Raw genomic sequence first — 11,599 nt, 5'->3', positions numbered from 1 at the left:
CAAGCGCCGCTAGATGAGTGTCAGGCCGCCATCGACCGGCAACAGCGCTCCCGTCACGTGTCCAGCCTCCGGCGACAACAGGAAGGCGACCACCGCGGCCACTTCGTCGGGTTCGGCCAATCGTGCCTGCGGATTGGCCCTGGCGGCCAGTTGCCAGCTCTGCTGGTCCAATGCCCCCATCAGTCCGGCATCCTTGCGCGTGTAGCCGGGCATGACGACATTGGCTGTTGCGCCCGAGCTTGCAAGCTCGATCGCAAGACACCGGACCAGCACCTCGAGCGCGGCCTTGGCCGCCGCGGAGCCCGGATAGGTCGCCTCGGGCGTGAACCTGTGGGCGGCGAAACTTGAGATGGCGACGGCGCGTCCCTGTGGTCCCCGGGTCAGATCCGGCAACGCCGAGGCCGCCAATTCGTGAAACGCCAATGCCATCACCGCGAATGACCGTTCGAGCGCCGCGCGCGGCAAATTCGTGAAATCGCGTCGATCGGCAAACCCGGCGGCGTGGACGATCGCGTCGATGCTTCCGAACGCGTTGCGCGCCGCGCCGACCAGTTCGGATGCCGTTCCGGCATTTGCCAGGTCGCCGGTGCACCACGCGACCTTGGCGCCGGCACGCTCACACTCCGTGACCACCGCGTTCAAACGCGTCTGCCCCGCCGCGTCGGCCCCTTGTCCATGCAGCATCAGGCACTGGTCCGGCGCTGCCAACCGGCGCGCGACCGCGGCGCCGATCCCCGACCCGCCGCCGGTGATGATTGAAACGCGCATGGATCCTTGTTCCCCGATGCCCTCGATCGGGTAAACTATAGGTGCCGCACGCGCCAATGCCAACAATCGCGGGCGGCCGCACCAGCCGGTCCCAGGATGCTTCGCGCCCCCGATGTTCGAAGCTCGAAGCTATCCGCGAAGCCGTAGCTGTAGGGTGGGCAAAGCGACCGCGCCCGCCGAAGCTCAACGAGCGAAGGCGGAAGCGTGCCCACCAATTCAGCCAACCAAACCAGGGGTGCGCACGGCGCAAGCGCGCCTTTGCCCAGCCGACGTTCTAGATCGGCAAGAAGCGGCGAAGCACCGGCATGAAGAAGATGGCCACATTGATCGCAAAGCCGATGTTCCAGAGGATCGACCGCAGCGTCGGGCGATTGCCGAGATAGGTGAAGACATAGGCGATCCGCACGATCAGAAACAGCACCGCCAATTCGTCGATCAGGCGTTGCGGACCGAGACGAAATTCCGCCAGCAGCACGGCCGCGGCGAAAAATGGAAAGGCCTCGATGCCGTTCTGGTGCGCGCCCAGCGCGCGCGCGGCAATTGGATCCTCATAGAAGGCGGGGTCGCGCGGTTTGGAGTTGTCGAAACGGCGAAACCTGATCCACTTTACCGGTGCGATGCTCAGCAAATAGAGCATCACCGCTCCAAAAACGCACCATTCGGCGATTGTCATGGTTCCCCCGCCTCGCGGCCGCCGCCGATGCCTGGCATCGCCGCGCGAAAAAGCGACAGTATCGAAACTGCCGTTATCTTGACAAGGATGGCCCGACGCGCCAAGCCATCGCTATCATGACAGCCGTCGTTCCCATCGAGAAGGCAAAGCCTGCCGCGGACGTCCGACCGGAACGCGTCGGCGTTCTCCTGGTCAATCTCGGCACCCCCGACACCGCGGATAGCCGTGGCGTGCGCGTCTATCTCAAGGAATTCCTGTCCGACCCCCGCGTGATCGAGGATCAGGGCCTGCTGTGGAAGCTGGTGCTGAACGGCATCATTCTGCGCATCCGCCCGGCGCGCAAGGCCCGCGACTACCTGAAGATCTGGAACACCGCGAACAACGAATCTCCGCTCAAGACCATCACGCGCGCGCAAGCGGAAAAGCTTGCCGCCGCGATATCGGACCACGACCATGTCGTGGTCGACTGGGCGATGCGCTACGGCAATCCGTCGATCGCCTCGCGGATCGACGCCCTGACGGCGCAGGGCTGCGACCGCTTGTTGGTGGTGCCGCTGTATCCGCAATATTCGGCGGCGACCTCCGCCACCGTGTGCGACGAAGTGTTTCGCGTGCTTGGCCAGATGCGCGCGCAACCGACGCTGCGGGTGACGCCGCCCTACTACGACGATCCCGACTACATCGAGGCGCTGGCGGTTTCGATCAACGCGCATCTCGCGAGTTTGCCGTTTCAGCCAGAGATCATCGTGGCCTCGTTCCACGGCATGCCGCAGAAATATGTCGACAAGGGCGATCCCTATCAGACCCACTGCATCGCGACGACGGAAAGCCTGCGCAAGCGCATGGGGCTCGATGCCTCGAAACTGATGCTGACATTCCAGTCGCGCTTCGGCTTCGATGCGTGGCTTCAGCCCTACACCGACAAGACCATGGAGAAGCTGGCCAAGGAAGGCGTGCGGCGGATCGCCGTCGTCACGCCGGGGTTCTCGGCCGATTGCCTGGAAACGCTGGAAGAAATCGCGCAGGAAAACGCCGAAATCTTCAAGCACAATGGCGGCGAGCAATTCGCCTTCGTCCCGTGCCTGAACGACAGCGAGCCCGGCATGGACGTGATCCGCCAGCTCGTGCTGCGCGAGCTTCAGGGCTGGATTTGACGGCGCGGTCGGGCCTATCGGGGATCGCCATGCAACGGCGGGAGTTTATCGGCCTTGTCATCGGCGCAACCGTGCCGCTCGCGGCGCGGGCCCAGCTGCCGCGCGAGGGCATGCGCCGGCTCGGCGCGCTTTCGGTCACTGCGTCCGATGATCCCGTCTCCAGGGCGCGCGCCAGAGTCCTGAAGGACAGCCTGGCCGCGCTCGATTGGAAGGAAGGCGGCAATCTGCGCATTGACTGGCGCGACGGCAATAGCGACCGCGCGCTGATCGGACGCTCGGCGGAGGAACTCGTCGCCTCCGCCCCCGACGTCCTGCTCGCGATCGGCACGCCGTGCGTCGAGGAATTGCGGCGGCGAACCAGCACGATCCCCATCGTGTTTGCGGTCGTCACCGACCCGATCGACCAGGGTTTTGTCGCAAGCCTGTCGCACCCCGGCGGCAACATCACCGGATTCACCGATTACGACTTGCCGATGGCCGGCAAGTGGCTCGAGATGCTGACGCAGATCACGCCGCCCGCTGCCCGTGTGGCCGTGCTCTACAATCCCTCAACGGCGCCCTTCGCCGAGATCATGATGCGCACCCTGCAGGAGGCAGCGTCGTCGCTGGCCGTGACTGTGCGCGCAGTACCGTTGCGCGACGTGGCCGGGATCGCGCCGACCATCGCGGCGCTGTCGGCCGAAAAGGCAACGGCGCTGCTCGTGCTGCCAGATTTCTTCACCATCGCCAATCGCGCGCCCATCCTTGCGTCCGCGGCACACGCCAACTTGCCGGCGATCTATTGGAACCGGGCGTTCGTGACCGATGGCGGGCTGATGTCCTACGGCACCGATAACAGCGATATCATTCGTCATGCGGCGGCTTACATCGATCGTATTCTGAAGGGCGAAAAGCCGGTCGATCTTCCGGTGCAGAACCCGACCCAGTTCGAACTAGTGATCAACCTCAAGACCGCAAAGACGCTCGGCGTCACGATCTCGCCGGCGCTGCTGGCGACCGCCGACGAGGTGATCGAATAATATTCACCTTCCGCGAAGCCGGGCGTTTTCCTCAAGCCGGCGAGCCACTTGCCGCGTTCGGACCGCGGCCATCTGGAACCCGGCAACCGAATACATAGCTATGGCCGCAACAACAGCCGGCTGAACCGGCGCTGCGGCTGCGCCGACCAACGCTAGCGGCGCCGGTGAACAGCTCTGGCGGGAAACAGGTGCGGGCGCTCGCTGTCCCGCTTTGGAGGATTTATGACCGGTTTCGATATTTTCGCCATTGCACTCGTTCTGCTGGTTATCGTTACGCTGTTCGCCGGCATCAAGACCGTGCCGCAGGGCTACGACTGGACCATCGAGCGGTTCGGCAAATACACCCGCACGCTGGCGCCGGGGCTGAATATCATCATCCCCTATTTCGACCGGGTCGGCCGCAAGATGAACATGATGGAGCAGGTGATTAGCATTCCGGAGCAGGAGGTGATCACCAAGGACAACGCCACCGTGACGGTGGACGGCGTGGCGTTCTTTCAGGTGTTTGACGCGGCGAAAGCGAGCTACGAGGTATCCAATCTCAACCAGGCGATCATCGTGCTGACGATGACCAATATCCGCTCGGTGATGGGCGCGATGGACCTCGACCAGGTGCTGTCGCATCGCGACGAGATCAACGAGCGCCTGCTGCGCGTGGTCGATGCGGCGGTCTCGCCATGGGGGCTGAAGGTCAACCGCATCGAGATCAAGGACATCGTGCCGCCCGCCGACCTCGTCGAGGCGATGGGTCGCCAGATGAAGGCCGAGCGCGTCAAGCGCGCCGACATCCTGCAGGCCGAGGGCCAGCGGCAGTCCGAGATCCTTCGCGCCGAGGGCGCGAAGCAGGGCCAGATCCTGCAGGCCGAAGGCCGCCGCGAAGCCGCGTTCCGCGACGCCGAGGCGCGCGAGCGCTCCGCCGAAGCCGAAGCCAAGGCAACGCAGATGGTCTCGGAAGCGATTGCAAAGGGCGACGTTGCCGCGCTGAATTATTTCATCGCCGACAAATACATCAAGGCGTTCGGGCAATTGGCGGATTCGCCGAACCAGAAGATCATCATGTTGCCGATCGAGGCGGTGAGCATTCTGGGATCGCTGGCCGGCATCGGCGAGATCGCCAAGGCGACCTTCGGCGAAAGTGCTGCTTCCGCGCAGGCCGCGGCGCGGCGATCCTCGGTGCCGAGCGTCGGCACCGTTCCACCGGTGCCGCCGCCGGGCTAGAAGTAGTGAAGAGCAACCAGGTAGCCGTTCCCTCCCCCGCAAGGGGGGAGGGAGCACGCTTCCGTCGAGGCGAGAGAGGCTCACACCATGACCGAGATGTTCGCCACGTTGGGCACCTGGAACTGGCTGATCTTCGGCGTCATCCTGATGGCGCTGGAGCTGCTGGCGCCCGGGGTCTTCCTGTTCTGGCTGGGGCTGGCCGCCTTGCTGGTGGGGCTATTGTCGTTCGCGTTCAATCCGTCCTGGCAGCTTCAGATCCTGATGTTTGCGGTGTTTGCCGCCGCCGCGGTGCCGCTGTGGCGGCGCATCGCGCGCAGCAATGCCGCCGTCAGCGTTAGTAATCCCTTTCTCAACAAGCGCGCCGACGCGCTGGTCGGCCGGGTGTTTACGCTGGAAAAGCCGATCATCGACGGCGCCGGCACGGTGCGGATCGACGATACGGTCTGGCGGGTCGCCGGGCCCGACACCCCGGCCGGCAGCCGGGTCCGGATCGTGCAGGCCGACGGCGCCAGCCTGACGGTGGCCGCGGCGTAGAGCGTGCGGCGATGGACTCTTCTCCCTCAGGTAACTCCAACAGCTAGCTCGCTTGCCGCTTGCTCCAGCGCTCGGCAAAACGATGCAGCGGCAGGAAGGTTTCCTCCAGCTCCCTGCCCAGTGCCGTGAGGCCGTAGCCGCCGGCCGGATCAAGCTCGACGAAACCGGCCTCGCGCAGCTCCGACAGCCGCGCCTGCAGCACCGTGGGGGAGGCTTCGTCGCAAGCGGCGCGCAAGGCGCGTGAGGTCAGCGATTGCGCATGGAGCTCCCACAAGATCCGCAAACTCCAGCGCCGCCCCAACAGGTCGAGCAGCACCATGATCGGCCGGCCCGACCGCGAGCCGCGCACGCGGCGGCGTTTCGGGGATGAAGGCTGTTTCGGCATCGGGCTCCCAAATCCAACGGCTTGCGGCTTGCTACAAATAATGTAGCATGCTGCTACGTTTAGTGTAGCACAGGAGCCGGCCATGTCACGAATTGCCCCGCTTGAGCCGCCTTATGAACCGGAGATCCAGGGTCAGTTCGACCGCATCATGCGCCGTGCCCCGCCGCTGATGCTGTTTCGCGTCATGGCTTCCAATGCGCGCGCCTGGGAAAAATTCCGCGCCGGGAGCCTGTTGGACCATGGTCCGCTGACGTTGCGGGAACGTGAAATCGTCATCGACCGTACCTGCGCGCTGACGGGCTGCGAGTACGAATGGGGCGTGCATGTCGCGATCTTCGCGCAAGCCGCGCAGCTGAACGATGCGCAGGTCCGCGCCACGGTGCTCGACGGCGCCGATGCGCCATGCTGGTCGCCGGCCGAAAGGGCGCTAATCGGCGCGGTTGACGCGCTGCATGTGAGAGCGACCCTCAGCGACAGCGAATTCAAGGCGCTGGCAGCGCATTACGACGATGCGAAGATTTTCGAAATCATCCTGCTCTGCGGCCTTTACCGGACCGTGTCGTATCTGGCCAACGGGCTCGATCTGCCGCTGGAGGAAAAGGCGGCGAGGTTTTCGCGCGCGGATGTAAAGTAGCCGTCATTGCGAGGAGCGTTAGCGACGAAGCAATCCATTGTTTCTTCGGCGTTCTGGATTGCTTCGCGGACGCTCGCTATGACGATGGAGAGAACCGCGCCCTTACACCACGCCGGCGCGCAGGATGTCGTGCAGGTGGACGATGCCGACCGGCTTGCCGGCCTCGGTCACGATCAGCGCGGTGATCTTCGACGAGTTGAGGATTTCCAGCGCCTCGCTGGCGAGCAGGTCGCCGCGGATCGTCTTGGGGTTCTCTGTCATCACGTCGTCGACCAGCGCGGTCATCAGATCCGGGCGCATGTGGCGGCGCAAATCGCCATCGGTGACAATGCCGGCGACCGCGCCGCGCGGATCAATAATTCCGACGCAGCCAAAACCCTTCGACGACATTTCGACCAGCGCGTCCGACATCCGTGTTCCAAGCGGCTTCAGCGGCACGGCGTCGCCGGTGTGCATCAGGTCGCGGGTATATTTCAGCATCGCGCCGAGCTTGCCGCCGGGATGCAGCACGCTGAAGTCCACCGAGGTGAAGCCGCGGCCCTCCAGCAGTGCGATCGCCAGCGCATCGCCCAGCGCGAGCATCATCAGTGAGGAGGTGGTCGGCGCGAGGTTGTGCGGGCAGGCTTCGCGGGCCTTCGGCAGCGTCAGCGCGATATCGGCGGCCTGGCTGAGCGTGGAGTCGCGCTCCGCCGTCATCGCGATCAGCGCGATCCGGAAGCGCTTGGCGTAGGTGATCAGGGTCTTCATCTCCGGCTGCTCGCCGGACCACGACAGCGCCAGGATGACGTCGTCGGTGGTGATCATGCCGAGGTCGCCATGGCCGGCTTCCGCGGCATGCACGAAGAACGCCGGCGTGCCAGTGGAGGCGAAGGTCGCGGCGATCTTGCGGCCGATATGTCCCGATTTGCCGAGACCCGTGACGATCAATCGGCCCTTGGCGCTGCGGATGAGATCGGCCGCGCGCGCGAATGCGCCGCCGAGGTCGGATTGCAGCGCCACCGACATCGCGGCAATCCCGCTGCCCTCCGCGTCCAGCGTCCGCAAGGCCGATTGAACGGCGGCGCTCACAGCGTCGGTCCCGGATGATTTGGCCATCAGCGGTTTCGATTTGGGCATGTCTGATTCCGTGGGAGCTGGCGCGTCGAGCCCCTTGCCTCTCCTTAGCATGGCCAAACCGGCGAGGCGACGCGGGGTCCGGTTCTCAACGGCTCATTAACCATAATTGTTTTAACTCCGTTAACGACGTTTTCCGGAAGCGCGGGTCGGCGGCTCTGGAACCCGGTCGCCAAGCGTATGAATTTGTTGAGGTATTTCCATCGTGATGTCGGGTCCAGCAACGGGCCGCCGCAAGCGCGCATATGCTTTGCGCGCCTTGTTGCCGTGCCTTGCGCTGATCGCCCTGGAGATGCCGTCCGCCCGCGCCCAAACCCTGACCCCCGATCTGCTGCGCCCGGTTCGTGATGGCTTCATCACGCCGCAGGATTCGCCGCTGCGAAAGACCAGCGAGAACACCGCCGACAAGACCTCCGACGCCGCCAACGAAGAGCGGCTGCGCGACAAGGACAGGCCTGCGCCGTCGCGAATCGGCAATATCCCCACTTACGGCCTTCCCGCCGCCAATGGGGCGTCGGACTCTGGTTACGACTCGCTCAACCGCACGCGCAAGAAGCCGAAATTCTATCCCGGCCAGGCCAGGCCGAAGCCGCCGCCAGGACCGGGCAGTCCGGCGGCGGCGACCAACATGCCGGCGATTTCGAACGGGCGGGTGCGGTTGTCGATTCCACCGTCGGAGAGCGCCAACAAGACGCCGATTCCGCCGGCGATGGCCGGCACCGTCGAGGGCCAGCCGCCGCGCAAGCGCCTCAAGATCGACGACGATCCGTTCGGCGCGGTCGGCGACTATGCCGGCGCCTTTCTCATCAAGTCCGCGGTCGAGCTGCGCGGCGGCTACGACACCAATCCCGGCCGGCTGCCGACGCCGGTGGCTGCGCCGTTCTGGGTGGTGGCGCCGGAATTCCTCGCGGTCTCCGACTGGGAGCGCCACGCGCTGGTCGCGGACTTGCGGGGATCGTTCACCGGCTACGGCAACAGTCTTCCGTCCAATTTCGATGGCGGGATTTCGCCGGCGCCGACCAATATCAACCGGCCGGATTTCCTCGGTCACGTCGATGGCCGTCTCGACGTCACCGAAGATACCGACGTCACCTCGCAAATGCGCCTGCGCGTGGCCACCGACAATCCCGGCAGCCCGAACATTCAGGCCGGCCTGGCCAGCTATCCCGTCTACGCGACGTTCGGCGGCACACTCGGATTCGATCAGAGGTTCAACCGGCTGCAGTTTTCCGCCGGCGGCACCGTCGACCGCACCGTCTATCAGAACTCCACGCTGACCGACGGCTCCATCTCAGGCAATGCCGACCGCGCCTTCAACCAGTATGGCGGCATCGGCCGGGTCAGCTACGACCTGATGCCGGGGCTGAAACCGTTCGTGGAGGTCGAGGGCGACAGCCGCTTCCACGATGAGCAGGTCGACAATTTCAGCTTCGCGCGCAATTCCAGCGGCGGCTACGCCAAGGCCGGCACGTCGTTCGAGTTCTCGCGGCTGTTGACCGGTGAGATCTCGGTCGGTTTCGCCGAGCGCAATTATGCCGACCCCCGCCTCGACCGGCTGTCGGGGCTGCTCACCGCATCCTCGCTGACCTGGACCGCGACGCCGCTGACATCAGCGAAATTCTATTCCACCACCTCGATCGACGAGACCATCGTGCCCGGCGTCTCCGGCGTGCTGACCCACACCTACACCTTCGAGGTCGACCACGATTTCCGCCGCTGGCTCACCGCGATCGGCAAGTTCACTTACGGCACTTACGACTATCAGGGCGACGGGCGCACCGACCAAACCTATTCGCTGGAGGGCGACCTGATCTACAAGATGACCCGCAACCTCTGGCTCAAGGCCACACTGCAGCGGAATATTCTCAACTCCAACGTGCCGCTTGCGAGTTCAGCCTCGACGGTGATGATGCTCGGCGTGCGGTTGCAGAATTAGCCTCGCCTGCCTCGCGCCATTTTTGCGGGAAATGGCTGCACTGGGAACGAAACCTGGATCCCGCGCTTCGCAGCTATTTCTTCAACAACGCGTCCCGCTCCTGGACCAGCTTGTCGAGTTCCGCCTGCTGCTGGGCAATGCGCCCGGATGTTCGTTCTTCGTCCTGCGCGCCCGAAGAGGCCGCAGCCTGTTCGACCAGCTGCCGGATATTGTCCCGAAGGATGGCGATGCGGTCGTTGAGTTCCGATGCCGAAAGCGAATTGTCGTTGCTCATGTTCGTTCCTGGAAATGGACGGGTGGGCCGCACGCTATCGCGAACGAAGGCATCGACCTAGTTTTATCTCGCCTGCCGCTGCCGGCTTTACCCGGCGGAGCCCCGCCCGACGCCGGTCGTTTGCGGGCAAATTCGTCAGGCTTATCAGAGATAAGCCAAGCCAATCGCCGTTCCCATCCGATCGTACCAGGCGGCGTCGACGCTAAACACCTTGGCTGAGACCGGTTGAAAGCAGCTAGATTGCGGCAACCATTGGCTAAGAGGATAGAACGGAATTTATGTCGTGATCAAACTGGCTATTTTCGGCGGCAAGGGCGGCGGAACGCTGGCTGCGCAGACCATGCTGGCGATTTCGCGCGTGCATGGATCGCATCAATTGATGGGCTATCTGAACGACCGGATCGAGATCGGGGCGCCGCTGTTTGGCGGCGCCGTCCTCGGGCGGTTCGACGACTGGGCGCGTCTCGGCGACGACGTGGTCTTCGTCGCGCCCTTGCACAAGCCCAGCGCGATGCAGGCGAACGCCCGCCGGATTGCCGGTCTCGGCATTCCCAGCTCGCGCTGGGGCGGCCTTATCGATCCCATGGCGAACGTGGCCGACAATGTGCCGGTCGGTGGAGGCTCGGTGATATCGGCGATGGCACAAATCGGCCCGGATTCATCGGTCGGCTCCCACTGCTTCCTGCGGGCCGGCGCCATCGTCTCGCACGACGTGGTGATTTCCGACCAGGTCTATCTTGGCCAGACCAGCGTCGTCATGGGCTACAGCCGCATTGAAACCGGCGCCCATATCGCGCCGGGCGCGATCGTTCGCGACGGAATAACCGTCGGACGATTTGCGCTTGTGGGCATGGGAGCCGTGGTGACCAGGAATGTGCCACCGTTCGCCATCGTTGCCGGCGTGCCCGCGCGCGTCACCGGCGCCGTCACGCCGATCGATTAGCGCCCTGGAGAGCCGGGACATCGGCGTCGCGCCCGACCCGGATCGTCAGTAACGCCAGCAGCAGCCAGGGCGTGGCGGTGAAAACCAGCAACAACGCGGTCAGGATCGGGTGGCCGGCCACGTCTTGCGTCAGCAGCAGCGCATCGCATGCGAGCATCAGGAACGACGCGCCGGCGAGAGCGGCCAGCACACGGGAAAATTTGTAATAGCGCGACCGGCTCATGAACAAACGAAACAGCGCCGCCAGGTCGTAGCGGCTGCGATCCCGCTGTAAGGAATCCAGCTGCACCGGGATCGTCCGTGTCACATCGGCGGCCTGCACCAGCGCCGTCACCAGCGGCAGATCCCGATCCGAACCGGGATCGAGATCCGCGCAAAGCTGCCGGCGGAAGGCACAGAACGTCGTCAGCTTCAGCGGCAGTGGCCTGGCAAGAAAAAGGTTTGAGACGGCGTTGGCGCACAGGCCGGCCCAGGCGCGCCATAGCGGCCGCTTCAACGCATCGGCAACCCCCATCACCAGGTTGCCGGGGCCGCCCGCCTTGAGAACGGCAAGCAGGCGCGCAACATCCGCGGGGTTATGCTGCAGATCGTCGTCGAGCGTGACCACGATCGGGCTGCGCGCTGCATGAATCCCCGTCAGCACGGCCCTGGACTGGCCGCGATTGCCCGGATGCTCGACGACGACGACGTTGGCGGTGTTCTTCTTAAGATCGTGCAAGATTTCAAGCGAGCCATCGGTGCTTCCGTCGTCGACATAAACGATTTCGAAGTCGAACTCCGGCGATGTTGCGCGGTCGATGATGGCTTGATGCAGCCGACGCAGCGATATTTCCGAGTTGAAGACCGCGATAATCAGGCTGACCGCCGTCGGCGCGGCGGCGATGCTGGAGTCGCGTTCAGGAACATTATTCATATTAGAATCACTTCAAACAGATTTGCCGGAGGGGC

Annotated in this window: 13 protein-coding genes; 7 read left to right on the top strand and 6 right to left on the bottom strand. The window is 64.4% G+C overall.

Going from position 1 to position 11,599, the window contains the following annotated elements; genetic code table 11:
* Positions 1–9: 9 nt before the first annotated feature.
* Complete coding sequence (locus E8A46_RS21800; RefSeq protein WP_291565723.1) at positions 10–768, bottom strand: SDR family oxidoreductase; 759 nt, start codon at positions 766–768, stop codon at positions 10–12.
* A 274-nt stretch (positions 769–1,042) separates the two neighbouring features.
* Positions 1,043–1,441 carry an MAPEG family protein gene (locus tag E8A46_RS21795; RefSeq protein ID WP_291565721.1) on the bottom strand — a complete coding sequence of 133 codons (399 nt, stop codon included), beginning with the start codon at positions 1,439–1,441 and terminating at the stop codon, positions 1,043–1,045.
* A 116-nt stretch (positions 1,442–1,557) separates the two neighbouring features.
* Between E8A46_RS21795 and hemH the strand changes: the two genes are divergently transcribed.
* The 4 genes from hemH to E8A46_RS21775 all read left to right on the top strand — a co-directional run bounded on the left by hemH (position 1,558) and on the right by E8A46_RS21775 (position 5,366).
* The gene (hemH, locus tag E8A46_RS21790; protein ID WP_291565719.1) at positions 1,558–2,595 is read left to right on the top strand and encodes a ferrochelatase; all 1,038 of its coding nucleotides are present in this window, start codon (positions 1,558–1,560) and stop codon (positions 2,593–2,595) included.
* A 29-nt stretch (positions 2,596–2,624) separates the two neighbouring features.
* Positions 2,625–3,614, top strand: a complete 990-nt coding sequence (locus E8A46_RS21785; protein WP_291565717.1) for an ABC transporter substrate-binding protein — start codon at positions 2,625–2,627, stop codon at positions 3,612–3,614.
* Between the two features lie 222 nt (positions 3,615–3,836).
* On the top strand, positions 3,837–4,832 hold the full coding sequence (locus E8A46_RS21780; RefSeq protein ID WP_291565715.1) for an SPFH domain-containing protein: 996 nt from the start codon (positions 3,837–3,839) through the stop codon (positions 4,830–4,832).
* An 87-nt stretch (positions 4,833–4,919) separates the two neighbouring features.
* Positions 4,920–5,366 carry an NfeD family protein gene (locus tag E8A46_RS21775; RefSeq protein ID WP_291565713.1) on the top strand — a complete coding sequence of 149 codons (447 nt, stop codon included), beginning with the start codon at positions 4,920–4,922 and terminating at the stop codon, positions 5,364–5,366.
* Positions 5,367–5,409: 43 nt separating this feature from the next.
* On the opposite strand, the gene E8A46_RS21770 is transcribed toward E8A46_RS21775, so the two are convergent.
* Positions 5,410–5,751, bottom strand: coding sequence for a helix-turn-helix domain-containing protein (locus E8A46_RS21770; protein ID WP_291565711.1), 342 nt, complete (start codon positions 5,749–5,751; stop codon positions 5,410–5,412).
* Positions 5,752–5,833: 82 nt separating this feature from the next.
* Here E8A46_RS21770 and E8A46_RS21765 point away from each other — a divergent pair, with 82 nt between their 5' ends.
* Entirely contained in the window at positions 5,834–6,385 is a 552-nt protein-coding gene (locus tag E8A46_RS21765; protein WP_291565708.1) for a carboxymuconolactone decarboxylase family protein, read from the top strand.
* 102 nt (positions 6,386–6,487) lie between these two features.
* Here the strand turns inward: E8A46_RS21765 and E8A46_RS21760 are convergent, their stop codons facing one another.
* Entirely contained in the window at positions 6,488–7,501 is a 1,014-nt protein-coding gene (locus tag E8A46_RS21760; RefSeq protein ID WP_291565707.1) for a KpsF/GutQ family sugar-phosphate isomerase, read from the bottom strand.
* 205 nt (positions 7,502–7,706) lie between these two features.
* On the opposite strand from E8A46_RS21760, the gene E8A46_RS21755 reads away from it, so the two are divergent.
* Positions 7,707–9,434, top strand: coding sequence for an outer membrane beta-barrel protein (locus E8A46_RS21755; RefSeq protein ID WP_291565849.1), 1,728 nt, complete (start codon positions 7,707–7,709; stop codon positions 9,432–9,434).
* 73 nt (positions 9,435–9,507) lie between these two features.
* On the opposite strand, the gene E8A46_RS21750 is transcribed toward E8A46_RS21755, so the two are convergent.
* Positions 9,508–9,708 (bottom strand): hypothetical protein, encoded by a 201-nt coding sequence (locus tag E8A46_RS21750; RefSeq protein ID WP_291565705.1) that lies wholly within the window; start codon positions 9,706–9,708, stop codon positions 9,508–9,510.
* 283 nt (positions 9,709–9,991) lie between these two features.
* On the opposite strand from E8A46_RS21750, the gene E8A46_RS21745 reads away from it, so the two are divergent.
* Positions 9,992–10,651 carry a hypothetical protein gene (locus tag E8A46_RS21745; protein ID WP_291565703.1) on the top strand — a complete coding sequence of 220 codons (660 nt, stop codon included), beginning with the start codon at positions 9,992–9,994 and terminating at the stop codon, positions 10,649–10,651.
* On the opposite strand, the gene E8A46_RS21740 is transcribed toward E8A46_RS21745, so the two are convergent.
* Entirely contained in the window at positions 10,635–11,564 is a 930-nt protein-coding gene (locus E8A46_RS21740; RefSeq protein WP_291565701.1) for a glycosyltransferase family 2 protein, read from the bottom strand. The genes E8A46_RS21745 and E8A46_RS21740 overlap by 17 nt on opposite strands.
* Positions 11,565–11,599: the final 35 nt, after the last annotated feature.

The sequence above is a fragment of the Bradyrhizobium sp. genome (genome assembly GCF_004799445.1).
In the GTDB taxonomy this organism is placed as follows: Bacteria; Pseudomonadota; Alphaproteobacteria; order Rhizobiales; family Xanthobacteraceae; genus Bradyrhizobium.
The sequence above is the reverse complement of the archived record's forward strand: the minus strand, read 5'-3'. Positions and strand labels throughout refer to the sequence as shown.

Bases quoted from the DNA above. Each gene is read 5' to 3' on its own strand.
- E8A46_RS21800 (WP_291565723.1), bottom strand. From the start codon at position 768: ATGCGCGTTTCAATCATCACCGGCGGCGGGTCGGGGATCGGCGCCGCG.
- E8A46_RS21795 (WP_291565721.1), bottom strand. From the start codon at position 1,441: ATGACAATCGCCGAATGGTGCGTTTTTGGAGCGGTGATGCTCTATTTG.
- hemH (WP_291565719.1), top strand. From the start codon at position 1,558: ATGACAGCCGTCGTTCCCATCGAGAAGGCAAAGCCTGCCGCGGACGTC.
- E8A46_RS21785 (WP_291565717.1), top strand. From the start codon at position 2,625: ATGCAACGGCGGGAGTTTATCGGCCTTGTCATCGGCGCAACCGTGCCG.
- E8A46_RS21780 (WP_291565715.1), top strand. From the start codon at position 3,837: ATGACCGGTTTCGATATTTTCGCCATTGCACTCGTTCTGCTGGTTATC.
- E8A46_RS21775 (WP_291565713.1), top strand. From the start codon at position 4,920: ATGACCGAGATGTTCGCCACGTTGGGCACCTGGAACTGGCTGATCTTC.
- E8A46_RS21770 (WP_291565711.1), bottom strand. From the start codon at position 5,751: ATGCCGAAACAGCCTTCATCCCCGAAACGCCGCCGCGTGCGCGGCTCG.
- E8A46_RS21765 (WP_291565708.1), top strand. From the start codon at position 5,834: ATGTCACGAATTGCCCCGCTTGAGCCGCCTTATGAACCGGAGATCCAG.
- E8A46_RS21760 (WP_291565707.1), bottom strand. From the start codon at position 7,501: ATGCCCAAATCGAAACCGCTGATGGCCAAATCATCCGGGACCGACGCT.
- E8A46_RS21755 (WP_291565849.1), top strand. From the start codon at position 7,707: ATGTCGGGTCCAGCAACGGGCCGCCGCAAGCGCGCATATGCTTTGCGC.
- E8A46_RS21750 (WP_291565705.1), bottom strand. From the start codon at position 9,708: ATGAGCAACGACAATTCGCTTTCGGCATCGGAACTCAACGACCGCATC.
- E8A46_RS21740 (WP_291565701.1), bottom strand. From the start codon at position 11,564: ATGAATAATGTTCCTGAACGCGACTCCAGCATCGCCGCCGCGCCGACG.